Origin of the sequence: Aurantiacibacter gilvus, assembly GCF_038289935.1 — a bacterium.
Lineage (GTDB): Bacteria > Pseudomonadota > Alphaproteobacteria > Sphingomonadales > Sphingomonadaceae > Alteraurantiacibacter > Alteraurantiacibacter gilvus.
This window is the reverse complement of the sequence record NZ_JBBYHV010000001.1, coordinates 211,331-236,989: the sequence shown is the minus strand read 5'-3', so window position 1 is coordinate 236,989 and position 25,659 is coordinate 211,331. Positions and strand designations below refer to the sequence as shown.

Annotated in this window: 27 protein-coding genes; 16 read left to right on the top strand and 11 right to left on the bottom strand. The window is 65.3% G+C overall.

From position 1 onward, the window contains the following. Positions 1-34 precede the first annotated feature (34 nt). Entirely contained in the window at positions 35-892 is an 858-nt protein-coding gene (locus tag AAEO60_RS01160; RefSeq protein WP_341671805.1) for a helix-turn-helix domain-containing protein, read from the top strand. On the opposite strand, the gene AAEO60_RS01155 is transcribed toward AAEO60_RS01160, so the two are convergent. Next, positions 889-2,112 carry a L,D-transpeptidase family protein gene (locus tag AAEO60_RS01155; protein ID WP_341671804.1) on the bottom strand — a complete coding sequence of 408 codons (1,224 nt, stop codon included), beginning with the start codon at positions 2,110-2,112 and terminating at the stop codon, positions 889-891. The genes AAEO60_RS01160 and AAEO60_RS01155 overlap by 4 nt on opposite strands. A gap of 194 nt (positions 2,113-2,306) precedes the next feature. Here AAEO60_RS01155 and AAEO60_RS01150 point away from each other — a divergent pair, with 194 nt between their 5' ends. Together AAEO60_RS01150 and AAEO60_RS01145 are read left to right on the top strand one after the other, a co-directional pair. Continuing rightward, complete coding sequence (locus AAEO60_RS01150; protein ID WP_341671803.1) at positions 2,307-2,855, top strand: murein L,D-transpeptidase catalytic domain family protein; 549 nt, start codon at positions 2,307-2,309, stop codon at positions 2,853-2,855. Between the two features lie 98 nt (positions 2,856-2,953). After that, positions 2,954-4,558 carry an MBL fold metallo-hydrolase gene (locus tag AAEO60_RS01145; RefSeq protein ID WP_341671802.1) on the top strand — a complete coding sequence of 535 codons (1,605 nt, stop codon included), beginning with the start codon at positions 2,954-2,956 and terminating at the stop codon, positions 4,556-4,558. A gap of 1 nt (position 4,559) precedes the next feature. Here the strand turns inward: AAEO60_RS01145 and trxC are convergent, their stop codons facing one another. Then, positions 4,560-4,997 carry a thioredoxin TrxC gene (gene trxC / locus AAEO60_RS01140; protein WP_341671801.1) on the bottom strand — a complete coding sequence of 146 codons (438 nt, stop codon included), beginning with the start codon at positions 4,995-4,997 and terminating at the stop codon, positions 4,560-4,562. Positions 4,998-5,187: 190 nt separating this feature from the next. Between trxC and AAEO60_RS01135 the strand changes: the two genes are divergently transcribed. After that, a complete protein-coding gene (locus AAEO60_RS01135) occupies positions 5,188-5,661 on the top strand; it encodes a (2Fe-2S)-binding protein (RefSeq protein WP_341671800.1) in 474 nt (157 codons plus the stop codon). Next, entirely contained in the window at positions 5,654-7,855 is a 2,202-nt protein-coding gene (locus AAEO60_RS01130; RefSeq protein ID WP_341671799.1) for a xanthine dehydrogenase family protein molybdopterin-binding subunit, read from the top strand. Before AAEO60_RS01135 ends, AAEO60_RS01130 begins: the two co-directional genes overlap by 8 nt. Positions 7,856-7,859: 4 nt before the next feature. Here AAEO60_RS01130 and AAEO60_RS01125 read toward each other — a convergent pair whose 3' ends face one another. The 4 genes from AAEO60_RS01125 to AAEO60_RS01110 are packed head-to-tail and all read right to left on the bottom strand — an operon-like array spanning position 7,860 to position 11,585. Next, positions 7,860-8,498: an ATP-binding cassette domain-containing protein gene (locus tag AAEO60_RS01125; protein WP_341671798.1), complete on the bottom strand. Its 639-nt coding sequence runs from the start codon at positions 8,496-8,498 to the stop codon at positions 7,860-7,862. Next, the gene (gene modB / locus AAEO60_RS01120; RefSeq protein ID WP_341671797.1) at positions 8,488-9,180 is read right to left on the bottom strand and encodes a molybdate ABC transporter permease subunit; all 693 of its coding nucleotides are present in this window, start codon (positions 9,178-9,180) and stop codon (positions 8,488-8,490) included. Before modB ends, AAEO60_RS01125 begins: the two co-directional genes overlap by 11 nt. After that, positions 9,174-9,923 (bottom strand): molybdate ABC transporter substrate-binding protein, encoded by a 750-nt coding sequence (gene modA, locus AAEO60_RS01115; protein WP_341671796.1) that lies wholly within the window; start codon positions 9,921-9,923, stop codon positions 9,174-9,176. Before modA ends, modB begins: the two co-directional genes overlap by 7 nt. Positions 9,924-9,962: 39 nt before the next feature. After that, entirely contained in the window at positions 9,963-11,585 is a 1,623-nt protein-coding gene (locus AAEO60_RS01110; RefSeq protein WP_341671795.1) for a CHASE domain-containing protein, read from the bottom strand. Positions 11,586-11,741: 156 nt separating this feature from the next. Here AAEO60_RS01110 and AAEO60_RS01105 point away from each other — a divergent pair, with 156 nt between their 5' ends. From AAEO60_RS01105 to AAEO60_RS01090, 4 genes are all read left to right on the top strand, one after another. Continuing rightward, complete coding sequence (locus tag AAEO60_RS01105; protein WP_341671794.1) at positions 11,742-12,041, top strand: NepR family anti-sigma factor; 300 nt, start codon at positions 11,742-11,744, stop codon at positions 12,039-12,041. Beyond that, positions 12,038-12,670 (top strand): sigma-70 family RNA polymerase sigma factor, encoded by a 633-nt coding sequence (locus AAEO60_RS01100; protein ID WP_341671793.1) that lies wholly within the window; start codon positions 12,038-12,040, stop codon positions 12,668-12,670. The genes AAEO60_RS01105 and AAEO60_RS01100 overlap by 4 nt, the downstream gene beginning before the upstream one ends. 122 nt (positions 12,671-12,792) lie before the next feature. Then, the gene (locus tag AAEO60_RS01095) at positions 12,793-13,890 is read left to right on the top strand and encodes an AI-2E family transporter (protein ID WP_341671792.1); all 1,098 of its coding nucleotides are present in this window, start codon (positions 12,793-12,795) and stop codon (positions 13,888-13,890) included. Between the two features lie 77 nt (positions 13,891-13,967). Next, positions 13,968-14,468, top strand: a complete 501-nt coding sequence (locus AAEO60_RS01090; RefSeq protein WP_341671791.1) for a hypothetical protein — start codon at positions 13,968-13,970, stop codon at positions 14,466-14,468. Between the two features lie 90 nt (positions 14,469-14,558). On the opposite strand, the gene AAEO60_RS01085 is transcribed toward AAEO60_RS01090, so the two are convergent. Beyond that, on the bottom strand, positions 14,559-15,170 hold the full coding sequence (locus tag AAEO60_RS01085; protein ID WP_341671790.1) for a superoxide dismutase: 612 nt from the start codon (positions 15,168-15,170) through the stop codon (positions 14,559-14,561). Positions 15,171-15,346: 176 nt separating this feature from the next. Here AAEO60_RS01085 and glmM point away from each other — a divergent pair, with 176 nt between their 5' ends. Genes glmM through thiD form a run of 3 tightly spaced genes read left to right on the top strand, consistent with a single transcriptional unit; the run spans position 15,347 to position 17,657 of the window. Then, positions 15,347-16,684 carry a phosphoglucosamine mutase gene (glmM, locus tag AAEO60_RS01080; protein WP_341671789.1) on the top strand — a complete coding sequence of 446 codons (1,338 nt, stop codon included), beginning with the start codon at positions 15,347-15,349 and terminating at the stop codon, positions 16,682-16,684. Beyond that, the gene (locus AAEO60_RS01075; RefSeq protein ID WP_341671788.1) at positions 16,684-16,908 is read left to right on the top strand and encodes a DUF1272 domain-containing protein; all 225 of its coding nucleotides are present in this window, start codon (positions 16,684-16,686) and stop codon (positions 16,906-16,908) included. The genes glmM and AAEO60_RS01075 overlap by 1 nt, the downstream gene beginning before the upstream one ends. After that, on the top strand, positions 16,905-17,657 hold the full coding sequence (gene thiD / locus AAEO60_RS01070; protein WP_341671787.1) for a bifunctional hydroxymethylpyrimidine kinase/phosphomethylpyrimidine kinase: 753 nt from the start codon (positions 16,905-16,907) through the stop codon (positions 17,655-17,657). Before AAEO60_RS01075 ends, thiD begins: the two co-directional genes overlap by 4 nt. 113 nt (positions 17,658-17,770) lie before the next feature. On the opposite strand, the gene AAEO60_RS01065 is transcribed toward thiD, so the two are convergent. From AAEO60_RS01065 to AAEO60_RS01050, 4 genes are all read right to left on the bottom strand, one after another. Beyond that, a complete protein-coding gene (locus tag AAEO60_RS01065) occupies positions 17,771-18,631 on the bottom strand; it encodes an LOG family protein (protein ID WP_341673524.1) in 861 nt (286 codons plus the stop codon). A gap of 131 nt (positions 18,632-18,762) precedes the next feature. Further along, the gene (locus AAEO60_RS01060) at positions 18,763-18,879 is read right to left on the bottom strand and encodes a DUF2474 domain-containing protein (protein WP_341671786.1); all 117 of its coding nucleotides are present in this window, start codon (positions 18,877-18,879) and stop codon (positions 18,763-18,765) included. Positions 18,880-18,920: 41 nt separating this feature from the next. Then, on the bottom strand, positions 18,921-19,916 hold the full coding sequence (gene cydB, locus AAEO60_RS01055; protein ID WP_341671785.1) for a cytochrome d ubiquinol oxidase subunit II: 996 nt from the start codon (positions 19,914-19,916) through the stop codon (positions 18,921-18,923). Continuing rightward, positions 19,916-21,361 carry a cytochrome ubiquinol oxidase subunit I gene (locus tag AAEO60_RS01050; RefSeq protein WP_341671784.1) on the bottom strand — a complete coding sequence of 482 codons (1,446 nt, stop codon included), beginning with the start codon at positions 21,359-21,361 and terminating at the stop codon, positions 19,916-19,918. Before AAEO60_RS01050 ends, cydB begins: the two co-directional genes overlap by 1 nt. Before the next feature lie 147 nt (positions 21,362-21,508). Here AAEO60_RS01050 and bioB point away from each other — a divergent pair, with 147 nt between their 5' ends. The 4 genes from bioB to AAEO60_RS01030 are packed head-to-tail and all read left to right on the top strand — an operon-like array spanning position 21,509 to position 25,597. Then, positions 21,509-22,561, top strand: a complete 1,053-nt coding sequence (gene bioB / locus AAEO60_RS01045) for a biotin synthase BioB (RefSeq protein ID WP_341671783.1) — start codon at positions 21,509-21,511, stop codon at positions 22,559-22,561. Between the two features lie 9 nt (positions 22,562-22,570). Then, a complete protein-coding gene (locus tag AAEO60_RS01040) occupies positions 22,571-23,731 on the top strand; it encodes an aminotransferase class I/II-fold pyridoxal phosphate-dependent enzyme (RefSeq protein WP_341671782.1) in 1,161 nt (386 codons plus the stop codon). After that, on the top strand, positions 23,728-24,339 hold the full coding sequence (gene bioD / locus AAEO60_RS01035; RefSeq protein ID WP_341671781.1) for a dethiobiotin synthase: 612 nt from the start codon (positions 23,728-23,730) through the stop codon (positions 24,337-24,339). Before AAEO60_RS01040 ends, bioD begins: the two co-directional genes overlap by 4 nt. 1 nt (position 24,340) lies before the next feature. Further along, positions 24,341-25,597, top strand: coding sequence for an adenosylmethionine--8-amino-7-oxononanoate transaminase (locus AAEO60_RS01030; protein ID WP_341671780.1), 1,257 nt, complete (start codon positions 24,341-24,343; stop codon positions 25,595-25,597). The last annotated feature ends 62 nt before the right edge of the window (positions 25,598-25,659 follow it).

Genomic DNA, 25,659 nt, shown 5'->3' with positions numbered 1-25,659 from the left:
GACGGATCAGACGCGTTAAAGGTACTTTTCAGCCATGTCCGATAGCACTCCCTCCATCCCGTCCTTCGCGCTCTATGGAGAGCCTGAGGCAGACCTTGCCTCGCTCCTGCATATCGAGACAATTGCCGAGCGCAGCGAGTTGCACGACTGGGAGATCGGCACGCACCGCCACCGTCACAGCGTGCAGATCCTGATCGTCGAGCATGGCGAGGTGCGCGCCGCGATCGACGGGCGCGAGGAAGTCATGCGGGCACCGCTGTTCCTGTGTATCCCGCAGGCGACCGCACACGGCTTCGTCTTCGATCCGCAGACGCGCGGATACGTGCTCACCCTGTCAGTCGATTTCCTCACGCGCCTGACCGATCCCGAAGACCCCTTGCTGGCGCTGCTGACCGAAGGTGGGCGAGGCTCATTGCCGGAGGAATGCCGCGCGCGGGTCAGCTGGCTGACCGCCGAACTGCTGGGGGAAATGAACCGTTGGCCGCGCGACGAGCGCTTCCTCGCCAACATTTTCGAAGCCCTGCTGCGCAGCCTGCCGATCCCGCAGGGACTGGGCGCACTGGATCCACGATTGGCACTTTTCAGGCAGCTGGTGGAACGGCACATGACCGAACACCGGCCGGTGGAATTCTACACCGAAGCCACCGGTCTCTCGCTGCGCAGCCTCGCGCGGTTGTGTGCCCGCCAGCTCGGGTGCAGCCCGCGCCAGGCGATCAACCGGCGGCTGGCGGCAGAGGCGGACCGCATGTTGCGGCACACCAATGCCAGCGTCGTGCAGGTGTCCGATGCGCTGGGATTCAAGGACCCGTCCTATTTCTCGCGCTTCTTCAAACGCGAGGCAGGTCAGCGCCCCAGCGAGATCAAACGCGGCGCGCTGCTCGACCAGGCCTAGCTCCCGCAATCCCCATCGGGATTTTGCGGGCTTGCGCTGGCGCTGTCCAGCAGCGGCCATGCGGCAAGTGCCGCGCGCGCTGCCGGACCGCCCTGCCCGCCGCGCGCACTCACCCGGATATTGCGGTCGCGGTTGTAGATGTCGTCGAGGATCGCCACTCCGCCCATGCCATCGCTGACGGCGGTGAAATAGGTGATGTAGACCGGCATCGGCTCGGCAATCGACAGTGTGCGTGTTTGGCCGGTTGCGAGGATGGCATCGACCTCCTCGCGGGTCGCCACGCCCTCCAGCAGGGTTGTGGCATAGCCGATGGCATCGCCTGTGCGGATGCAACCGTGGCTGAAGCTGCGCACCTCGCGGTCGAACAGGTCGCGGTTGGGCGTATCGTGCATGTAGACCGAATAGGGGTTGGGCATGACCAGCTTCATCTGCCCCAGGGCATTGTTCGGCCCCGGACGCTGCCGGTACCGGCCGTTCTCGTAAACATAGCCGCGCGCGCGCGCTGTGGCAGGGTTGTTGCGCACCAGCGCGGCGACGCTCTCGCGGGCGATGCTGGCAGGCACTTCCCACCACGGGTTGAGCACCACGCCTTCGATGGTTGCCTGGAACACGGGCGTCGGCGTGCGGGTGGTGCCGACGATGACGCGCCAGGTGCCGACATGTTCGCCCTCGCGATAGAGGTCTGCCTCGAAGCGCGCGGCGTTCACGAAGACGTAAGTGTCGCCAAGGTCGCGCGGCAGCCAGCGCCAGCGCTCCATGTTGCGGGCAATCGTCTCCCGTCGTTCCGGATCGGTTTCGGCAGCATAAGCGCTTCTGAGCAAGGCATATTCGCGCGCCTTGGGCCGCAGGCCGGCGTAGAAGATGCTCAGTCTGTTCTGGCGCACCGCCGTCGCCAGCATTTCCTCCAGCGGCAGCCGCGCGTCGGTATCGACGATATGCCAGCCGCGGCGCTCCGACTGGCCTGCGGCTCCCAGCAGGTGCATCCGCGCCAGCCGCAGCGCGAGGTCATTCGCCGCCGCATCGATAGCCTCGGGATCCGACGTCGAGATCGCAGCGACAAGGGCATCAGTCGACAGGCGCGGCAATCCCTCGTTGGAGGCGGCAGTCACCGAACGGTAGAGTCCCGTAATCTTGAACGGCGTCCACTCCTGCGCTGCCGCCGGTGTGGCGCAGATGGCCAGGCTCAGCGCCGCGCCGAATGCTCCCAGCACTTTCAGCATAAACCCATCCGCACTCATTTGACTCTATCCCTATTCATTGCTTTTGGGCCTCGCGATCCCTATATTAGAGAAAAGACATATACGGGATCGAGAGCAAAATGCACATTTCCAGACGCGCCTTCATGGGCGCATCGCTGGCTACAGCTAGCGCACTTGTAGCCCCCCAATCAATCGCGTCGCCCACGCGCCACCTGTTGCGCGAACCGGCAATTGTTCCGCCACCAACCGCGCCGCCTGCGCCGCAAGGCGTGCTGGGAGAAGCACTTGCCGCGCTCGAGCGTCATCGCGCGACTGTCACCTTTGCGGACCGGATCGGCATTGCCGACTACACCGCCCATTCGCGCGAATTCCGCTTCCACCTCGCCGATGTCGAGGCGGGCGCAATCACCAAGTCGTTCCTCGTCTCGCACGGGCGCGGCTCGGACCCGGCCAACCGCGGCTTTGCCGAACGCTTTTCCAACGTGCCGGGCTCCAACGCCTCGTCGCGCGGCAGCTATGTCACGGGCGCGGAATATGTCGGCAAGCACGGCCGCTCACGCCGGTTGCACGGGCTGGAGGATGACAACAACAACGCCTTCGACCGCGCCATCGTGATCCACGGTGCCGACTACGTCGACAGCGCCATGGCAGAGAATCAGGGCCGCGTCGGGCGCAGCCTGGGCTGCTTCGCCTTCGAGCAGGGCGAGATCGCCACGATCCTGGAACTGCTGGGCGAAGGCCGCCTGCTCTACGCCGCTGGCTGACGATCCACCGGGATTGACCTGCGACAAGGCCGCGATTGCCGATTGCGCTTAGCTGCCACCGTGGCAACGTGCCTTGCCAACATGCGCAGGAGAGCAATATGACCGACAGAGCGCCGACCCTCACATTCCACGGTGCGGCGGGCACGGTTACCGGATCCTGCATGGAATTCGTCCACGAGGGCAGCCGTGTGCTGGTCGACTGCGGTCTGTACCAGGGGTCGCGGACACTCGAACTGCTCAACCACGAGCCATTCGCCTTCGACCCGCGCACCGTCGACGCGGTCATCCTGACCCACGCGCATATCGACCACAGCGGCCTGCTGCCCAAGCTGGTGGCCCGCGGCTTCGACGGGGCGATCTGGTGCACGCGCGAGACCATCGACCTGCTCGAACACATGCTGGCCGATGCCGGACGCATCCAGGAATACGATGCCGAACGCCGCAACCACCGCCGCGACCGGGCGGGCGACGAGCCATTCGAGCCGCTCTACACCAGCGAAGACTCCATGGCGGCCTGGGAGCTGTGCCGGCCGGTCGAACTGGGGCAGGCCTTCGAACCGGCAGAAGGCATCCAGGCGCGCCTGTGGAACGCCGGGCATATCCTGGGATCGGCGTCGGTCGGCCTGATGGCGGGCGGTGTCCACACGGTCTTTTCCGGCGACATCGGGCCTGACAACAAGGCCTTCCAGGCCGACCCGGAAGGCCCGTCCGGGGTCGACCACGTCGTCTGCGAAAGCACCTATGGCGACCGGGCGCGCGAACGCGTTACCATCGACCAGCGCCGGACGCTGCTGCGCGCCGAAGTGGAATCGGCACTCGCCCGCGGCGGCAATCTCGTCATTCCCGTCTTCGCGCTCGAGCGGACACAGGAACTGCTGCTCGACCTGCACCACCTCATCCGCTCCGACGTCATTCCCAACGCGCAGATCTTCATCGACAGCCCGCTGGCCAACAAGACCACGGCAGTTTTCGGGCGCTATGCCGCGCAACTGGAGGACACGGGCGGACGCAACGTGTTCGACCACCCGTCATTCCACTACGTTACCGATGTCGAACATTCGATGCGGCTCAACTCCATGTCGGGCGCGATCATCCTCGCAGCCTCGGGCATGTGCGAAGGCGGGCGCATAAGGCACCACCTGGTCCACAACCTCCACCGGCGGGATTCCACCGTGCTATTCGTCGGCTACCAGGCACAGGGGACGCTGGGGCGGGTGATCATAGAAGGCGCCCAGCGAGTGCGGATCAGCGGCAAGGACGTGAAAGTCCGCGCGCAAATCCGCTCGATCCACTCCTATTCGGCCCATGCTGACCAGAGCGAACTGCTCGACTGGATCGCAGCGCGATACCCAATCAGCGGCAGCCTTTTCCTCGACCACGGCGAGGCGCGCGCGCTCGAAACCATGCGCCGCGAACTGCAGCGGCGCGATCCGCAACTCTCGGTGCGTTTGCCCGAGATCGGCGAACGCTATGCCTTGCTGACCGGCGAGCCCGCCAAGCGGCTGGAAACGGGGCGCACAGACCTTGCCGAACTGCTCGGCCAGGACTGGCAGAACGAATATGCCGACTTCGCCACCTCACTGAAGGCCGAGCTGCGCAAGCTGCACGATGACAAGCAGCGCGAAGAGGCGCTCGAAAAGATGCGGGCCGTGCTCAAGTCCTACAACGATTTCCGCACGAAAAACGGCAAGTCGGCAGTCTAGGCTAGACCCCCGCCTGCTGGCGCGCCCAGGTAACGATGGCGTTTTCCGGCATGGCTCCGGCCTGCCGCCCGGCGGCGCGACCGCCCTTGAACAGCATCAGCGTCGGGATCGACTGGATCTGGTAGCGCGCCGCCAGTGCCTGCTGGGCCTCGGTATCGACCTTGAGCAGGCGGATGTGCGGCTCCAGCTTGGCGGCGGCGCTGGCAAAGGCGGGCGCCATCATCTTGCACGGCCCGCACCAGCTGGCCCAGAAATCGACCAAGACCGGCTGCGAGCCCTTGGACACGAAGCGGTCGAAGAGTTCCTGCGAGGCGTCGATCGGCCTGCCCGTGAACACCGGGCGCTTGCAGCTGCCGCAAGTGGGGTTGTCCGCCAGCCGTTCGCCCGGCAGGCGATTGAGTTTGCCGCAATGGCCGCAGACCGCGATTTCACTGCTCATGGCGATACCTCTTCGAGTTCACATTCTGCCAGAATCGGCTTCCGCACAGCAATACGCAAGTCGGCAATGCCATTGCCGTCACCCTTCCACCTTTCGTCCCTGTTGGCACGCTCGACAGAGTCCTGTAGACATTGTCAATCAAGGTGCCCTCAAGGGTGCCGAACGGGGATGTGCAGTGGAGTTCGACGAGATGACTTTTTCGATCACGATCAACGGCGAGACGCGCGAGATTGACGCGCCGGGCGACATGCCCTTGCTGTGGGCCCTGCGCAACGAGCTGGGCATGGTCGGCACCAAGTTCGGCTGCGGCATCGGCATGTGCGGTGCCTGCACCGTGCACGTCGACGGTCAGGCAACGCGCTCGTGCTCGCTGCCACTCTCGGCCGTGGGCGACAAGCAGGTTTCGACCATCGAGGCGCTCGGCCAGTCGCCGGTCGGACAGGCCCTGCAGCAGGCCTGGCTGGACGACGACGTCATGCAGTGCGGCTATTGCCAGGCTGGTCAGCTGATGAACGCCACGGCCCTGCTCAACAACAATCCCAACCCCTCGGATGACGAGATCAGCGCCGCCATGTCCGGCAATATCTGCCGCTGCGCCTGCTACAACCGCATCCACGAGGCGATCGCCAAGGTCGCCCGCGACGAGGAGACGGCCAATGCTTAAGCAAGTCGAAGTCTCGCGCCGCCTGTTCCTCAAGACCTCCGCCGTGGCCGGTGGCGGTTTTGCGCTCGCCATTTCGGTGCCGTTCGCAGCCAGCGCCAATGCCGAGGGTGCCACGCAGGAGCTCACTGCTTTCGTCACCATCCATCCGGACAACAAGGTGACCATCATCGGCAAGAACCCGGAAATCGGCCAGGGCATCAAGACCATGCTGCCCATGCTGATCGCCGAGGAACTGGACGCCGACTGGGACGACGTTGCGATCGAGCAGGCGGACACCAATGCCGCCAAGTACGGCCCCCAACTGGCTGGCGGTTCCTTCGCCACGCCGATGAACTGGATCCCCATGCGCCAGGCCGGTGCCGCCGCCCGCGCCATGCTGATGGGTGCGGCTGCCCAGCGCTGGGGCGTCGACATCTCCGCCCTCGCGACCGAACCGGGCCGCGTGGTGCAGCCGGGCACCAACCGTTCGGCCACCTATGGCGAGCTGGCCTCTGACGCCGTGCTCCAGCCGGTCCCCGAACCGGCCAGCCTGACCTTGAAGGACCAGGCCGACTTCCGCATCATCGGCCGCGCCATCGGCGGGATCGACAGCCCCAAGATCGTTCGCGGGGAGCCGATCTTCGGCGTCGACACCCAGCTTCCGGGCATGGTCTACGCCGCATACGAGCGTTCGCCGGTCTTCGGCGCGCGGCTGGTTTCGGCTAACCTCGAGGCTGCCAAGGCGCAGCCGGGCGTGATCGACGCCTTCACTGTCGAAGGCAACGGCAACGCCACCGAGCTGGTCGACGGCATTGCCGTGATCGCTGACAACTGGTGGCTCGCCAACAAGGCGCGCGCGGCCCTTGCTCCCGAGTGGGACAATGGCGAGTGGGAAAGCCACTCCTCGGCAAGCTATGCCGAGGCAGCCCGGGAATACTGGGCGCAAGGCAATGGCGAAGTCTTCGCCGAGAAGGGCGACGTCGATGCCGGTTTCGCCGAGGCCGCACAGGTCTTCGAGGCGGAGTATCACTACCCCTTCCTAGCCCACGTTCCCATGGAGCCGATGAACTGCACCGCGCTCTACAACGAAGACGGCAGCATCGAGATGTGGGCCCCGTCGCAGACGCCGCAGGGTGGCCAGGGATCGGTGGCCAACTACCTCGGCGTCACGCCGGACAAGGTCACCGTGCACATCACCCGTATGGGTGGCGGTTTCGGGCGTCGTCTCAACAACGATTACATGGTGCAGGTCGCCGCCATCGCCAAGCAGATGCCCGGCACGCCGGTCCAGTTGATCTGGAGCCGCGAGGACGACGTCCGGAGCGACTTCTATCGTCCGGCGGGCTGGCACAAGCTGCGCGCAGGCGTGGACGAGGCGGGCAAGCTCACTACCTGGACGGACCACTTCGTGTCGTTCGACCTTGGCGGCGGACAGTTCAACCCGGCGACCATGCCGGCGGACGAGTTCCCGGCCAAATATGTCGACAACCTGCGCTTCGAACAGCACATGATGCGCACCGCCGTGCCCATGGGCGCGCTGCGTGCTCCGACATCGAACGCCATGGCTTACGTGATGCAGAGCTTCCTCGACGAGGTGGCCCATGCCACCGGCAAGGACCTGCCCACGCTGATGCTCGAGATCACCGACGGGATCGAGGCAGAGCCGATGACCATGGGCTTCATCGGACCGCAGCCGGGCTTTTCCGCTCCGCGCCTGCAGGCCGTGACGCGCAAGGTGCTGGAAATGTCGCCCTGGGGTGAAGAAGCGCCCGACGGCCACGCCTACGGCTTCGGCTTCTACTACAGCCACATGGGCTATTTCGCCGAAGTGGTGGAAGCCAGCCTCAACGCCGGCAACCGTCCGGTGGTGCACAATGTGTGGGTAGCCGGCGATGTCGGCCGCCAGATCATCAACCCCTTCGGCGCGCTCAACCAGGTCAACGGTGCGATCATCGATGGCCTCGGCCAGGCCATGCAGCTGGCGGTGGAAATCGACGGCGGCGCTGCCGTGCAGTCGAACTTCCACAACTACCCGCTGCCGCGCATGCCGATGACGCCGGACATTCACGTCGAATGGGTAATGTCGGACAACGATCCCACGGGTCTTGGCGAACCCGCCCTGCCCCCGGTGATCCCGGCCCTGACCAATGCGCTGTTCGCCCTGACGGGCAAGCGCGTGCGGTCACTGCCGATCCGTCCGGAGATGTTTGCCTGAGGCTTCAGGCGGGTTTCTGGGGGGTCATTTCGATCACCCGGCCCGCCAGTCTCTCCACTTCCGCAGAGGAATGGCTGACCAGCAGCATCGGCAGGTCCAGCTCGTCCCGCAGTCGCTCGATCAGCGAGAGCAGCGTTTCGGCGCGGCTCTCGTCGAGCGAGGCGAGCGGCTCGTCCAGCAGCAGGAAACGCGGGGCCGACAGCAGTGCCCGCCCGATGGCGACGCGCCGTGCTTCGCCGCCTGACAGGGTGACAGGTAAGCGATCGAGCAGGTGGCCGATTTCCAGCAGCGAGACAACTTCGTCCGTAGTGATCCAGCGCTTGTCCGGGGCGGCCAGCTTCTCGCCATAGGCGAGGTTGGAGGAAACCTTGCGGTGCGGGAACAGCCGCGCGTCCTGGAACACGTACCCTGCGCCGCGCTTTTCAGGTGGCAGGTCCACGCCTTGTGCGCTGTCGAACAGCACCTCGCCCGCCACCGCAATCCGGCCCGATTGCGGGCGCAGCAGTCCGGCAATGGCGTTGAGCGTGCTCGTCTTGCCCACGCCCGACGGGCCCACCAGCGCAGTCAGCTTGGCGTCGGAGGTGAACTCCAGCGCAAAGGCGTGATCGTCCACGCGCATGTCGATGCTCACGTCAAAGAACATGGGCGCGGCTCCCCTGTGAGCGGCGGACCAGCCATTCGGACACCAACAGCGCGCCCAGCGACAGCACGATGGCGATCACCGCCAGCCGCGTCACCGCGCTCTCTGCACCGGGCAGTTGCAGGCCGGTATAGATCGCCAGCGGCAGCGTGCGCGTCTCTCCGGCGATATTGGCGGCAAAGGTGATCGTCGCCCCGAACTCGCCCAGCGAGCGGGCAAAGCCGAGCATGGCCCCGGCAGCGATGCCGGGCAGGCTGAGCGGCAGGGTAATGGTGAGGAACGCATGCCACGGCGATGCCCCCAGCGTGCGCGCCGCGCCCACCAGCCGCCGGTCGACCGCTTCGATGGACAGGCGCATGGCGCGCACCATCAAAGGCAGGGCCATGACGCCCGCCGCCACCGCCGCACCGGTCCAATTGAACACCAGCGTCACGCCGAAGGTCTCGTAGAGCCAGCCGCCAATCGCACCATTGCGGCCCAGCAGGATGAGCAGCAGCCAGCCGGTCACCACCGGCGGCAGGACGAGCGGCAGGTGCACCAGCGCGTCCAGCAGCATCCGCCCGGGAAAGCGCCGGCGCGCGATCACCCAGGCCAGGCCGTAGGCAATCGGCATGGTCACCAGCACGGCCACCAGGCTGACCTTCAGCGACAGCGCAACCACGGTCCATTCGGCAGGAGTCAGCACGGCGTGCGCCCTCCCGGCATGGAGAAGCCGTGTTCGCACAGGATCGCGCCGCCTTCGCGTGACGAAAGGAATTCCAGGAAAGCGCCAGCGTCTTGGCTGGTGGAACTGGCAAGTATGGCGGCAGGATAGAGCACCTCGACCCCTTCGGGCAGGGGCAGGGCATCGGTTACAAGGCCGGGAACCGTGCGCGCGTCGGTGGCATAGACTACGCCCAACTCCGCCTCGCCGCGTTCGACCAGGGCCAGTGCCTGCCGTACGTTTTCTGCCGGAACGACCATCGCCTCTACCGCCTGCCATGCTCCCGCATGCTCAAGCGCGCTGCGGGCATATCGGCCAGCTGGCACGCTGTCGGGGTCCGCCATGGCGATCCGGCGCGGCTGCCAGCCAGACCCGGTCGGCAGCGCCACCTGCTGGTCCCGCCGCACGAAAACGAGACTGTTCGACGCAATGTCGCGGCGGCTGTCAGCATCGACGAGGTCGTGCTCGGCCAGCCAATCCATCCATTGCTCGTCAGCGGTGATCACAATATCGGCAGGTGCCCCCTGTTCGACCTGCCGCGCTACCGAGGCGCTGCCCGCAAAGGACAGCACCGGCCGCAAGTGCCCCTGCGCTTCCCAGGCATCCGCTGCCGCTTCAATCGCTTCGGTCAGGCTCGAGGCCGCCAGCACGACGGGACCGGTCTCCTCTGTCGGAGCGCAGCCGGACAGCAAGAGCGCGAGGCTGGCAAGGAGGGTCCTGAACATCGCCGCCACCCTTAGACAGGCGCGATTTTTCCGTCCAGCTTAGCTCGTCTCGGTGCGCCCGGCACGGATCATGAATTCGCTAGGGCGGCGCACCGGTATCAGCAGCACGCAGCGGGCACCTTCGACGGGGAATTCCAGCTCCACCGGATGGCGCAGTTCGTGTGCCACGATGCGCTCGATCAGGTCGGTGCCAAAGCCGCGAATGCGCTCCTGCTTCACCGGCGGGCCGCCGCTCTCGACCCATTCGACCCGGACCAGCCCTTCCTCGGCCAATTCCCAGTGTACCGAGACCTTGCCGCCCGGCGTGCTGAGCGCCCCGTACTTGCCGGCATTGGTCGCCAGTTCGTGTACGGCAAGGCCCAGCGACAGGGCGTCATTGGGGGCCAGTTCCACGTCCGGCCCCTGCAGGTCCACCACGTGATCGGCATCGTGCGCGTAGGGCAGCAATTCGGCATCGATCACGGCCCGCACCGGGGTGGAGCCCCAGTCCGACTGCGTCAGCAGGTCGTGGGTGGCGGAGAGCGCCCGGATGCGGCCGTCGAGACCGTCTGCAAAGTCTTCGATGTTGTCGGCGCGGCGCCGCGTCAGGGCGATGATCGAAAGCACGTTGGCCAAGGTGTTCTTTACCCGGTGGTTCAGCTCGCGCGTCAGCGAGTTGCGAATGCTCGCCTGCTCTTCAAACCAGATCAGCGCCTTTTCGTCTTCTTGCGCCTGTTGCGTCAGCATCCGCACCAGCAGGGTCAGCAGGCTGGCCACCAGCAGGCCGAAGATCAGCGTCGCCATCGACAAGCCTGACAAGCCCGGCTCTTCCACCGTGCTGACCGCCAGCAAGGTGCGATTGTTGGCGAGGACCACCGTCTGGGTCGCGGTATCGCGATTGTCGACGTCACCGTCGAAGGTGCTGGCCAGCAGCGTACGATCGGCGCTCTCGGAGTCGTAAAGACGCACGCCGAAGGCACCCGCATCTTCCAGCTCCAGCGCACTTTGCAAGAAATCGCGGGCATTGAAGGGGGAGTAGATAAAGCCCTTCAGCGTCCGGCCACCCGGTCCCGGCTCGAACACCGGCATGTAGACCAGAAAACCCGGCGCCTCGTTTTCGCCTTCCTGCCTCAGGACAACTGCATCGGTCGCGGTAGGACGCGCAGTGCGCTCGGCCTCGATCATCGCTGCACGGCGTGTTGGCTCGGCATACATGTCGTATCCCAGGGCGCGACGGTTGCGGACTGTATCGGGCTGCAGGTAGGTGACCGGGACGGAAAACGGCTGGCTCCCGTCCGGCCGGGGATATAGCTGCGCGCCCGTCGCGCTCTCCGCCGCAAGCGCCTCGTTGAAGGCCGCGATTTCTCCTGGACGGACGACTTCGGCCCAGCCAATCCCTTCCGCTCCGCGATAATCCGCATCGAGCCGCAGCTCCGAAACGAAACGACGGAAATCGGCAGCGGGAACCTCCTCCATGGTCGACAGCAAGGCCGCCCCGGCGCGCAGGTAGGCACTGCTGGCATTGGCACGCCGTTCCAGCGCCGAGGCGATGGCAATCGCCCGCGATCCAATCTCAGCCTGTTGCTGCTGATTTTCGCTGCGCTCGATGGCGAAGATCGACAGGATCGTGATGCCTGCAATCAGCGCGAAGATGCCCAGCGGCACGCCGCGCGGATAGCGCATCAGCCACCGCTTCGTCCTGCTTCGCCGACTGGCTTCGTTATGCACTTCAACTCCTCGAACCCGTGGGGGGAAGCGCATCCCAATCCCACATTGCAGTCCGTCAAAAGCCCCTCAAGGGTCTGCACTTTTTGCAAAACCCGCTTTCGGGGGAACCTGATGGAAGCAATTTCGTTCCGGAGAGAATACAATTGCATCTATGCGCAAGTTTATGCGAGCGCGGGCGCCAGCCGTCCGGACCACCGCCCAACTTGCCAGTCAATAGGATCGATTAATTTGATGTCATCTGGAGAGGACAAAGTCCCCCCGCCCAATGCTCCCAAGGGATCGGCTGCAAAACCCGGCGATCCGGAATGGGCCTCCGGCCTGAAGCGCCTGTACGATTCGGTAGTGGATGAACCGCTGCCGGACTCTTTCAAGGACCTGCTTTCGAAGCTGGACGATAGCGGGGACAAATGAGCGACAAAGAGAAACGCAAGCTGCCCGAACGCAGTGCCGAGGACAAGCGCGCCTTCAAGCGGGAACTGACCGAGGTTGTCCCGCACCTGCGCGCCTTTGCCCGCGGCCTTTGCGGCCGTCCCGACATGGCGGACGACCTGGTACAGGAAACCATGCTCAAGGCTTGGGCGGCGCAGGAACGGTTCGAACCCGGCACCTCCATGCGCGCCTGGACCTTCGTGATCCTGCGCAACGCCTATCTCACCGACATGCGGCGCAACCGCTTCCGCGGCGACTATGACGAGGCTGTGGCAGAACGCATCCTGACGGCACCCGCCGGACAGGAAGAGCCGATCCACCTCAGCGACCTGCACCGCGCCCTGCTGACCCTGCCGCCCGAACGCCGCGAGGCCCTGCTGCTGGTGGGAGCCGGCGGCTTTTCCTACGAAGAGGCAGCCACCATCTGTGGCTGCGCGGTCGGCACGATCAAGAGCCGTGTGGGCCGTGCCCGGGCAACCCTTACGTCCATGCTGGAAGATGGGGACATCCCCGATCGTTCGCTGAGCGACCCCTCCGCGCATCGCGCCATCCTCGAAGAACTCGACCAGGTGGCCGCCGGCAACGGCGAAGCGGCTGCCAAGGCCACTTGATCGCTTGATCGCTCTCCCGCGAGACTCCATTATGCGGGCGAGACAGGTCGGAAGGGGCCGGGGGCATCAAAATGCGTGCTGACAAGGACAGTGCTGCGAAAGATCGCCGGCGGCGCCGGACGATGACCTTTGCTGCACAGGAACTGCGGCTGATTTCCTCGCTGGTTATCCTGATGGCCCTTGGCCTGTTCCTGGCCCTGCCCTTCGTTCTGTCGATTGGATCGGTGGTTTTCCTGCCACTGGTGGCAGCCCTGATCCTGACGATCATCCTGTCGCCGCTGGCAGACAAGCTGGCCGTGTGGCTGCCCAATTTCCTCGCCTCGATCCTCGCCCTGCTGCTCTTCTTCGCCATTCTCGCGCTGGCGCTGACGGCAGTACTGGGTCCGGCGCTGTCGCTTTACGACGAGGTGCCGGCCATGGCGGAGCAGGTAGGCAAGCACTTCAGCGACCTGCAGATGACCTTTGCCTGGGTCAACGAGCTCAACGAACAGCTTTCCGCCCTGTCTGGCAGCGAAGGCAGCCAGCGGGTGGTGTTGGCGGGGCCGACCATTCTCGAACAGCTGGCTTTCGCCACACCGACCGTCCTGCTGGAAGTGTTGCTGACCTTCATGCTGGCCTTCTTCATGATCGAGGCACGCGTGCGGCTGCGGCGGCGGCTGCTGCTGGAACGCCAGCAGGTGGGCGCCAGCCTGAAGGCCGCGCGCGCCATCCGCGAGGTGCAGGACCGGGTGGCCGCCTACATCATCACGGTCGGCACGATAAACCTGGGCGTGGGCCTGGTGGTCGCCTTCGGAGCCTGGATCATGGGCCTCGATGCCCCGATCATGTGGGGTGGCCTGGCTGCCCTGCTCAACTTCATCCCCTATATCGGCCCCTTGCTGATGGTGGCCCTGCTCGGCCTGTTCGGCATCGGTTCGGCAGACACCCTGTTCGTCGGCCTGATCCCGGCCATCGCCTACGTGGGCCTGCACGCCATCGAAGCGAACGTGATCACGCCTACCGTGCTGGGCGCAAGGTTCACCATGAACCCGGTACTGATCCTGCTCGCCTTGTCCTATTTCGGCTGGATCTGGGGCGTTACCGGTGCGCTGCTGTCTGTGCCCATCCTGCTGACACTGACCGCCCTGGTAGACCAGCTGGGCCGCCCGAATATTATCGGCTTCCTTTTCGGTGAACCGCTATTCCAGACCAACGTGCTCGAGCTCGCCAGCGAGGATTGAGAGCGAAATTTGCGACTCGCATCCATTTGACATAGCTTGCCCCTTGATTTGGCAAACAAATCAGGGAGAGGAAGAAGATGCGGACCAAGTTTCTTGCAGGCGCAGCCCTGCTTGCATGTGCCAGTGTCAGCCAGGCCCAGGGAACATCGGCCTGGGGCTATTTCGAAACCGACGGAGCCCCCTTGCAGGCGGGGCTTGTCTCGCCGGACGGCGGGCAGCTGATCTTGAAATGCGATGAGCCGGGCGATGGCAGCGTCTTTGCCGTCATCGTCGCGCCGCAGCGCTTGCGCCCATCCACCACGCGCCCGCAGGTCCGGTCGCTGTGGCTGCAGTTCGACGAAGGCAACCGCGAGGAAGTGCGCTGGCGCTACTACGAACAGTCCGTGATGGCGCTCAACACGCGGCGCGACCGCAACCTGGAACCCTTCCTGCGGCAAATGGTCGAAGCCGACGCGTTGAACGTGCGGTTCGATCCGGCGGACGGACAGCCGTTCGCGATCAACTTTACCGTCACCGGCGCACGCGAGGCGGTCGACCGCGTGTTCGAAAGCTGCGAGGACGACAACGTCCTCGACTGATCCAATCGGGACTGACGCGCTCGAGGCCCAACGACAAAGGCCCGCGCTCCAGCCGGAGCGCGGGCCTTTTCGTTGTCCTGCCTTGCAGGCTTAGCCGGGATAGGTCCAGGCGCTGCCGCGGGCGAGGTTGTCAGCGGCGAAATCCCAGTTGAGATGGCCTTCGACCACCGCGTCGAGGTAGCTCGGACGGGCGTTCTGGTGGTCGAGGTAGTAGGCATGTTCCCACAGGTCGATCACCAGCAGCGGGTTGGCGCCGCTGTCAGCCAGGGTTTCGGCGTCGTGGGTGTCGGCCACCTGCAGCGCGCCGCCCTTTTCCACCAGCCACACCCAGCCGCTGGCGAAGTGCCCGGCGCCCTTCGACTTCAGTTCTTCCTTCAGCGCGTCGAGCGAGCCGAAGCTGGAATCGATCAGGTCAGCCAGGTCACCCGAGGGGCCCGACGAAGCCGGGGCAAGCGAGTGCCAGAAGAAGCCGTGGTTCCACACCTGCGCGGAATTGTTGAACAGGCCCTTGTCGCTGCCGCGACTGGCAGTGATGATCGCTTCCAGCGAAGCGTCGGCGTGGGCCGTGCCTTCGATGGCGGCGTTGGTCTTGTCGACATAGGCCTTGTGGTGCTTGCCGTGGTGATAGCTGAAGGTCTCGGCGCTGATCGCCGGAGCCAGTGCTTCGCTGTCAAACGGCAGGTCGATAAGTGTAAAAGCCATAGTGCTTTGGTCCTCCTGTCAAACGGGTCTTGTTTCACCAATGCGCGAGGCGGCAACTTGTTGCATGAACCGCGCGAAAAAGTCGCTTGCGTCCCTGCCCGCGTGCTGCCCACGTGACAAGAGGGTCGAATGGCGGCATGGCGGTGCGCGACGCATATCAAGGTCGAAGGACACCCATGGGACGCACCTATTTCGGCACGGATGGCATTCGCGGCCGTGCCAATGGCAAGAAGTTGAACGCTACCGTGGCGATGAAGGTGGGGCAGGCCGCTGGCCGCCACTTCATGCGCGGCGATCACAAGAACCGGGTCGTGATCGGCAAGGATACCCGCCTGTCCGGCTACATGATGGAACATGCCTTGGTCGCCGGGTTCACCAGCGTGGGGATGGACGTGATCATGACTGGTCCGCTGCCCACTCCCGCCGTCGCCATGCTGACGCGCGAAATGCGCGCCGAGATCGGCGTGATGATCTCGGCCAGCCACAACGCCTATCCCGACAACGGCATCAAGTTGTTCGGTCCCGACGGGTTCAAGCTGTCGGACGAGGACGAGGAAGCGATCGAAGCGGCCATGGCCTGTGAGCAGAAGCTGGCCGAAGGGGATGCCATCGGTCGCGCGCGCCGCATCGACGATGCGCGAGGACGCTACATCCATGCCGTGAAGCAGTCGCTGGCGGACGACGTGCGGCTTGATGGGCTGAAAATCGTCATCGATTGCGCCCACGGTGCAGCTTACAACGTCACCCCCACTGCCGTGTGGGAACTGGGTGCAGACGTGGTGGCCATGGGTGTCGAGCCCAATGGTCTCAACATCAACGACGGAGTCGGATCCACCGCGCTTGGTGCCATCCAGAAGCGCGTGGTGGAGGAAGGCGCGGACCTCGGCATTGCGCTCGATGGCGATGCCGACCGCCTGATCGTGATCGACGAGAAAGGCCAGAAGGTCGACGGCGACCAGATCATGGCGCTGATCGGCAGCCAGTGGGCAAGATCGGGCCAGCTTCGTGGCGGCGGCGTGGTGGCCACGGTCATGTCGAACCTCGGCCTCGAACGCTTCCTCGAAGCCCAGGGGCTGGAGCTTGTGCGCACCAAGGTGGGAGACCGCTACGTGCTCGAGGCGATGAAGGCCGGGGGCTACAATGTCGGTGGCGAGCAGTCGGGCCACATGATCCTGCTCGACCACGCCACGACCGGCGATGGCACGGTGGCCGCGCTGCAGGTCTTGGCCGCTCTCGTGCGCAGCGGCAGGCCCGCCAGTGAACTGCTGCACCAGTTCGATCCCGTGCCGCAGGTACTCAAGAATGTGCGCTACGAAAGCGGCGAGCCGCTGGATGCGCAATCGGTAAAGGATGCCATCGCCGCGGCTAGGGGCGAACTCGGCGGTTCCGGACGACTGGTCATCCGCAAGTCGGGCACCGAACCGCTGATCCGCGTCATGGCCGAAGGCGACGACGAGACGCAGGTGAACCGCGTGGTCGACGAAATCTGCAAGACGGTGGAAGACGCCGCCTGATGCTGGAGATGCGCCCCGATTGCGAGCGCTGCGGGAAGGACCTGCCCGCACAGCTGCCGGGTGCCTTCATCTGCAGCTTCGAGTGCACTTTCTGCGCCGGATGCGCCGAGACGCTGGATGACATCTGCCCGAACTGCGGCGGCGAATTGCTCGACCGGCCGACCCGGGATCGCGACCTGCTGCAGAAGTGTCCCGCTTCTACCCAGCGAAAGCACAAGGCTTGAGCGAGCGCCCGCCCCGCGTGCTGGTCATCGCCGGGTCCGACAGTTCGGGCGGGGCCGGTATCCAGGCGGATATCAAGACCATCACCATGCTGGGCGGCTATGCCATGACCGCGATCACGGCAGTCACCGCGCAGAATACGCGCGGCGTGAGCGCGGTGGAAGCGCTGTCGCCGGAGATGGTCGCGGCGCAGATCGACGCCTGCCTGAACGACATCGGGGTCGAGGCGGTGAAGATCGGCATGCTCGGCAGCGCGGACGTTGCCGAAGTGGTGGCAGACCGGCTAGAAGACCTCGGCGCACCGATTGTCTTCGATCCCGTCATGGTCGCCACCAGCGGCGCTGCGCTGGCAGACGAGGGCACCATCGAGGTGTTCGAATGGCTCATGGAAGTGGCCACGCTGACTACGCCCAATGTGCCCGAACTCGCGGCGCTCGGCGGACCTGAAGCGATGGCGAATCGCGGTGTCGCCTATCTTGCCAAGGGCGGCGATGCCGATGGCCCCATGATCGAGGACAGGCTGGTGCGCCCAGGTGCAGATGACGCGGTGTGGAGCGATGCGCGCATCGTCACGAAGCACACCCACGGCACCGGCTGCACACTGTCGAGCGCGATCGCGACACACCTCGCGCGCGGACTGCCGCTGGAGCAGGCAATCACCGAGGGGCGCAAATTCGTCCGTGAAGCGCTGAAAGCCGCGCCGGGGTTCGGTTTCGGCAATGGCCCGCTGGGACACCAGGCGGTTCGCTGAAGTTCCCGCCGGTCACGCGGCAATGGGAAGGGGAGCAACCGAGGTCTAGTGGAAGGGCCTTGGCGCCAGCACTTTTCTGGTCGCGACGCTTCGCGATGGGCAGGGAATTTCGATCAGTCGTCGTCCGAAACCAAGGCGCCGCTGCCATTCTCCTCGATCCTGTAAAACTCGGATATCGCGGCCCAACCTTCTTCGGCGGTTTCACACCAGGTGATGAGGTCGAGGTCCTTCTTCGAAATCGTGCCTTCCTCGGCAATCGCTTCGAAGTTGATCACGCGGTTCCAGAATTCCTTGCCGAACAGCAGGATCGGGATCGGCTTCATCTTGCCCGTCTGGATCAGGGTCAGCAGCTCGAACATTTCGTCGAAGGTGCCGAAGCCTCCGGGGAAGACCGCCACGGCCCGCGCGCGGATCAGGAAGTGCATCTTGCGCAAGGCGAAATAGTGGAAGTTGAGCGACAGGTAGGGCGTCACATAGGGGTTCGGCGCTTGCTCGTGCGGGAGGATGATGTTGAGACCGATGGATTCCGCGCCGGCATCGCTGGCGCCGCGGTTGGCGGCTTCCATGATCGACGGACCGCCGCCTGAACAGACAACGAACTGGCGCATGCCCTCTTCGACGATGGCCTTCTCGCTGGCCATCCGCGCAAGCCGGTAGGCCTCGGCATAGTATCGCGATTTCTTGGCCAAGTTGCGCACCACCAAGGCCTGGTCTTCGGGCAGGTTTTCCGCCTGCTTCAAGGCTTCCTCGGCTGCTTCGGGCGGCGGGATGCGGGCGGAGCCGTACATTACCAGCGTCGAACCCACGCGGGCCTCGTCGAGCAGCATCTCCGGCTTCAGCAGTTCGAGCTGGAAGCGCACCGGGCGCAGTTCCTCACGCAGCAGGAAGTCCTGGTCGCGGAAGGCCAGGCGGTAAGCCGGGTGGCGGGTTTGCGGGGTTTCCTCGTCAATGGAATCGGCAAAACCGGCTTCCATGTCGGCGTGGTAGAACTTGTGGTCGCACAGCTCGTTGTCGCTGCCTTCGGGTGTGTCAGTCACACGGGGCTCCTCTCGGGGATAATGCGAAAGGGCGTAAATGGTCAGCGGCAGGTTTGAAAGACTTGAAATCAGGGCGCGAGCCACCAGCGGATGATCATGGCAACCGCGCCCAGCGTGGCGACGCTGGCCAGCCAGATCAGGGCCATCCAGCCAAGGCGTTGCCACAAGGGGCGGTCTTCAGCCATGGCTTACCTTTTCTTCGCTACCGCTTCGCTACTTGAGCGCACTAGTGATACCCCTCATCGCCCACCTTGCCGCGGAACACCCAGTAGGCCCAGGCGGTGTAGCCGATGATCAGCGGCATGGTGATGGCCACGCCCACCAGCATGAAGACCTGGCTGCGGTGCGGGGCGGCGGCATCCCAGATGGTGACGTCCGGCGGCACGACATTGGGCCAGATGGTGACGCCAAGGCCCGCCATACCCATCCCGAACAGCGCCAGCGCCAGCCAGAATGGCTTGGAGTGGTTCTCCTTCCCGATGGCTCGCAGCAGCAGCAGCGCCACTACGCCAGTCAGCACAGGCACCGGTGCGGCATAGTAGACTTCGGGCGCGGTCAGCCACTTGGCGGCATAGCCGGGGTTCAGCGCGAGATTGTAAAGGCTCACCGCTCCCATCAGCGCCATGGTGGCCAGCGCAGCGCGGAAGGCCAGCTTGCGTGCGCGGGCCTGCGCTTCGCCCTCCAGCTTCCACATCAGCCAGGTTGCCCCCAGCAGGGCATAGCCTGCCACGGTGCCGACGCCGGTCAGCAGGGTGTAGGGCGTCAGCCAGTCCCACCAGGACCCGGCATAGGCGCGTCCCTCCACCTCGATGCCCTGCAGCAGGGCGCCAAGCACCATGCCCTGTGACAGGGCCGCCACCAGCGAACCGCCGGTAAAGGCCGCATCCCAGAACTTGCGGTGCGCCGGATCGCGCCAGCGGTATTCGAAGGCCACGCCGCGGAAGACGAGGCCCAGCAGCATGGCGATGATCAGCGGGTAGGTGGCCGGCAGGATGACGGCATAGGCCAGCGGGAAAGCAGCGAAAAGCCCGCCGCCGCCCAGCACCAGCCAGGTCTCGTTGCCATCCCAGACGGGCGCGATGGAATTCATCGCCCGGTTGCGCCCCTGCCCGACCTTGAAGGCGGGAAAGAGGATGCCGATGCCAAGGTCGAACCCGTCCATCACCACGTAGGCGAAAACGGCGAAGGCGATGATGAAGGCCCAGATGACAGTGAGGTCCATTACTCGGCCTCCTCTTTCGAAGCGGGCAGGACGTCCGGATCACCCGGGTTCTGCGTCGGCCCGGGCGTGATGCCCGCCGTACGGATGGGTCCGGTGTCGCCCCGCTTGGCACCGGTCTCGCCGACCTTGGGGGCCGCGCTCATCAGGCGCAGGATGTACCAGATGCCAATGCCGAAGACGAAGAAGTAGACCACGATGAAGGCCAGCAGCGAGGCCCCGACTGCCGGCGCGTCGAGCGGGCTGGCAGCGTCCGCCGTGCGCAGCAGGCCGTAGATGACATAGGGCTGGCGGCCCACCTCGGTGGTGATCCAGCCGCACAGCACGGCAAGGAAGCCCGATGGCGCCATCACCAGTGCGGTGCGGTGCAGCCAGTTCCATTCGTAGAGCCGTCCTCGCCAGCGCGCGAACAGGCTCCACAGGCCGATGCCGAGCATGCCGACGCCGATGGCCACCATGATGCGGAAGGCCCAGAACACCATGAAGACGGGCGGCTGCTCGTCATCGGGAATGGTGTCGAGCCCGTCGAGCGGCGCGTCGAGATCGTGCTTCAGGATCAGGCTGGAAAGGTGCGGGATGCCCACCGCGTAGTCGAGCCGCTGCTCCTCGTCGTTGGGGATGCCGAAGACGTAGAACGGCGCGCCGTCAGGATGGCTCTCGTAGTGCCCTTCCATGGCCATGACCTTGGCGGGCTGGTGCTCCATGGTGTTGAGGCCGTGCATGTCGCCCGCCATGATCTGGATCGGCGCGACAATGGTCGCCATCCACATGGCCATCGAGAACATCTTGCGCGCGTGCGCGTTGGCGCGGTCCTTAAGCAGGTGCCAGGCACCCACCCCGCCGACGACGAAGGCCGTGGTGAGGTATGCCGCCAGCACGGTGTGGACCAGCCGGTAGGGGAAGCTGGGGTTGAAGATGATGGCGATCCAGCTGTCACCGGGCAGGTATTGCCCGTTGGCCGCCATTTCGTACCCCGTCGGAGTCTGCATCCAGCTGTTCACGCTGAGTATCCAGAAGGCGGAAACGAAGGTGCCCGCCGCCACCATCAGCGTGGCGAAGAAGTGCAGCTTCTTGCCCACCTTGTTCATGCCGAACAGCATGACGCCGAGGAAGCCCGCCTCGAGGAAGAAGGCCGTCAGCACCTCGTAGGCCATCAGCGGCCCGATCACCGGCCCGGCCACGTCGGAGAATACCGACCAGTTGGTGCCGAACTGGTAGGACATGACGATGCCGGAGACGACGCCCATGGCGAAGGTGATGGCAAAGATCTTCAGCCAGTACTTGAACAGGTCGAGGTAGACCTGGTTGCCGGTCTTCAGCCACAGCCCCTCCAGCACGGCGAGGTAACTCGCGAGGCCGATGGAGAACGCGGGGAAGAAGAAGTGGAAGCTTACCGTGAAGGCAAACTGGATGCGGGCGAGCAATAAGGCGTCGAGGCCTTCGAACATGGCAACCTCCGATCCGTTGGCGGGTCCATAGGCGCTCGGACACCGTGCCGCCAACTCCAAAAAAGGCACCTGCCGGTGCATTATCTGCAACGCCGGATGCACTTGTATTTTGCCAAGCGGCGCGCCGGAGGCTAACCGACAGACAAGATGACCACGCAAGAAACCGAAATCCGCACCGACTGGACGCGCGAAGAGATCGCCGCGCTGTTCGACCTGCCCTTCACCGAGCTGCTGTTCCGCGCCGCCTCCGTGCACCGCGAGAACCATCGCGCGGACGAAGTGCAGCTGTGCACCCTGCTCTCCATCAAGACCGGCGGCTGCCCCGAGGACTGCGGCTATTGCTCGCAAAGCGCCCATGCCGACAGCGGGGTCGAGGCGACCAAGCTGATGGACGTGCGGCAGGTGCTGCAAGGCGCGGCGCAGGCCAAGGATGCCGGCAGCCAGCGGTTCTGCATGGGTGCCGCCTGGCGCAATCCCAAGGACCGCGACATGCCCAAGATTGTCGAGATCGTGAAGGGCGTGCGCGAGATGGGCATGGAAACCTGCATGACGCTGGGGATGCTGACGCCAAGCCAGGCCGAACAGCTCGCCGAGGCCGGCCTCGACTATTACAACCACAACGTCGACACCGGCCCCGAATACTACGAGCGGGTGATTACCACGCGGAACTACGAAGACCGGCTGACCACGCTCGACAACGTGCGCAAGGCGGGCATCAACGTGTGCTCCGGCGGCATCGTCGGCATGGGCGAGACCCGCGCCGACCGGGTCGGCTTCGTCCATACTCTTGCGACGCTGGAGCGGCATCCGGAAAGCGTACCGGTCAATGCACTGGTCCCGGTCAAGGGCACACCGCTTGGCGACATGCTGGCAGACACGCCCATGGCGAAGATCGACGATATCGAATTCGTTCGCACGGTCGCTGTCGCGCGCATTGCCATGCCCATGTCGATGGTGCGCCTGTCCGCCGGCCGCGAATCCATGTCCGACGCGACGCAGGCACTCTGCTTCATGGCGGGGGCCAACTCGATCTTCACCGGTGACAAGCTGCTGACCGCGCCCAATGCCGGCGACGACAGCGATGCGGCCCTGTTCGCCCGCCTTGGCCTCAAGCCGATGGAAGGCGAAGAGCCCATGCGTGCGGTGGGCGGCTGCTCCGGCGGTTGTGCGACCAAAGAGGCGCAAGCCGAACTCACCTGAGCGCAGCGCGTGTCAAAGCTCGACCCCTTCCGGCAATCGCTCGACACCATCGCGGCGAAGGACCGCACTCGCGTGCTGCGTCCGGCGCGGATGACGGGCAGCGGGCGACTGGAGCGCGGCGGCCGCGAACTGCTCGACTTCTCCAGCAACGACTACCTCGGGTTGTCGCTGCATCCGTTGCTGGTCGAACGCTCGGCTGACTTCGCGCGGAAGTACGGCGCAGGCGCAGGTGCCTCGCGCCTGATTACCGGCACCTCGCCGGAGCACGAGGCGGTCGAAGCCAGGATCGCAGCCTTCAAGGGCACCGAAGCGGCGCTGGTCTTCGCCAGCGGCTGGCAAGCCAATGCAGCGGTGATCCCCGCCCTGGCCAAGGCAGCGCATGACTGCGCGATTTTCGCCGACGAGCTGGTGCACAATTCGATCCACGCGGGAATGCGCGGCGCACGGGCGACAACGCACTTCTTCGCCCACAACGACTACGATCACCTCGACCGCCTGCTGGCGGAACACTCGGGTGCGCCGTTGAAACTGGTCGTCACCGAAAGCGTGTTCTCGATGGACGGCGACCGTGCGGACATTGCCCGGCTCAACCAGATCGCCGCCCGCCACGACGCCCTGCTCTATATCGACGAGGCCCACGCCACCGGGGTGCTCGGTGTCCGCGGGGCAGGGCTGACGGCAGACCATCCGGGCGCCGACATTGTCATGGGCACCTTCAGCAAGGCGCTCGGTGGCTTCGGTGCCTATATCGCCTGCTCGCAGCTACTGCGCGATTACATGGTCAACATGTGCGCGGGGCTGATCTTCTCGACGGCGCCGCCGCCTGCCGTGCTGGGCGCGATGGACGCCGCGCTCGAACTGGTGCCGCAAATGGACGCCGATCGCGCGCACCTGGCGGCGCTGGGCGAGCAATTGCGCGAAGGGCTGCAAGCCATGGGCTATGATACCATGGGTTCGACGACGCAGGTCGTGCCGGTGGTCGTCGGCCCCGAAGCGCAAGCGCTGGCACTGGGCGAGCACCTACTGGCCGCAGGCATTGCCGCCCTGCCGATCCGCCCGCCGACCGTGCCCAAGGGCACCAGCCGTATCCGCCTTGCGCTGCGCTCCACGCTGTCGAGCGACGACGTGACGCAGGTCCTCGCAGCCATCGCACAATGGAAAGCGTCATGAAGGGCTTTATCGTCACCGGCACCGACACCGACGTCGGCAAGACCGTCTTCGCAGCTGGCCTCGCGCAGGCCCTGCGCGCCAGCTACTGGAAGCCCGCACAGTCCGGACTTGAAGGCGAGACCGACAGTCAGGCAGTTTCGCGCCTTGCCCCGGACGCCGATGTCCTGCCCGAAGCATACCGCCTCGCAACGCCGTGCTCGCCGCACGAAGCGGCGCGCATAGACGGCGTGGAGGTCGAGGACGGCGCGCTCGAACTGCCCGCTACCGACCGCCCGCTGGTGGTCGAAGGCGCGGGCGGCCTGCTGGTGCCCTATCGCAAAGACCTGCTGGCGGCTGACCTGTTCGCCCGCTGGGGGCTGCCCGCCGTGGTGGTGGCGCGCACCAGGCTGGGCACGATCAACCACACGCTGCTGACGCTGGAAGCCATGCGGGCGCGCGGCATCCCGATTGCCGGTGTTGCCTTCAGCGGCGATGCCGAGCCGGTGGCAGAAAGCGCGATCGTCGAAATCGGCAATGTGCCGAACCTCGGCCGCTTGCCCGTCCTCGACCCGCTCAACGCGCAGACCCTGGCTGACGCCTTCGCGCAAAGCATCCGGTTGGACCGGTAACGTGACTGACCGTTCCCCCGTCTGGCATCCGTTCCACCAGCATGGCCTGGGCGAGGCCATTCCGCTGGTGACCCATGCCGAGGGCGCGGCGCTCTACACCGATGACGGGCGGCGGGTGATCGACGCCATTTCCAGCTGGTGGGTCACCACCCACGGGCATAACCACCCGCGCATCATGCAGGCGGTGCGCGAGCAGACCGAGAAGCTCGACCAGCTGATCTTCGCGGGCTGGACGCACGAACCCGCCGAGACACTGGCGCGCGGGCTGGTGGAAATCATGCCCGAAGGCCTGCCGCACGTGTTCTTTTCGGACTCGGGATCCACCGCCGTCGAAGTCGCGCTGAAGATGGCGCTCGGCTTCTGGCACAACCGCGGCGAGCCGCGCGCCCGCGTGCTGGTGATGGAGCACAGCTACCACGGCGACACCATCGGCGCGATGAGCGTGGGCGAGCGCGGCGTGTTCAACCGCGCCTACGAGGCCCTGCTTTTCGACGTGGGCACCATCCCCTTCCCCGCCGCCGATCCGCAGCCGAGCCTCGACGCGCTCGAAGCGGCCTGCGCGGCTGGCGACGTCGCCGCTTTCATCATCGAACCGTTGCTGCTGGGCGCGGGCGGCATGCTCACCTATCCGCCTTCGGTGCTGGCGGAGATGCGCGCCATCTGCGCCCGCCACGGGGTCCTCTTCATCGCGGACGAGGTGATGACCGGCTGGGGCCGCACCGGCACCCTGCTGGCCTGCGAGCAGGCAGGCGTTACGCCCGACATCCTCTGCCTGGCCAAGGGGCTGACGGGCGGCACCATGCCGCTCGCCGTCACCATGGCCAGCGAGGCCATCTACGACGCGCACTATTCGACCGACCGGTCGAAGATGTTCTTTCACTCGTCCAGCTTCACCGCCAACCCCATCTGCTGCGCGGCAGCCAATGCCAACCTCGCCATCTGGTGCGAGGAGCCGGTGCTGGACCGGATCGCCGCACTGTCCGCGCGGCTCGGCAACGTGCTCGCGCGGCTTTCGCAGCGAGACGATGTTACCAACCCGCGCCAGTGCGGCACCATGGTCGCCTTCGACGTGGCCGTGGGGGATGAGGGATACTTGGCAGAGATAGGTCCGCGCCTGCGCGAACACTTCTATGCGCAGGACGTGCTGCTGCGCCCGCTGGGCAACACGGTCTACGTGATGCCGCCCTACTGCCTGTCCGAAGAGGACGTGGCGCAGATCGAAGCGGCCATCACCAGCGGGCTCGACAGCATCGCCTGACATTGGTGCCTGACAATGGTTACATGTGAAACGTTGCACCTGCTCTTCATCCGCGTATGAAG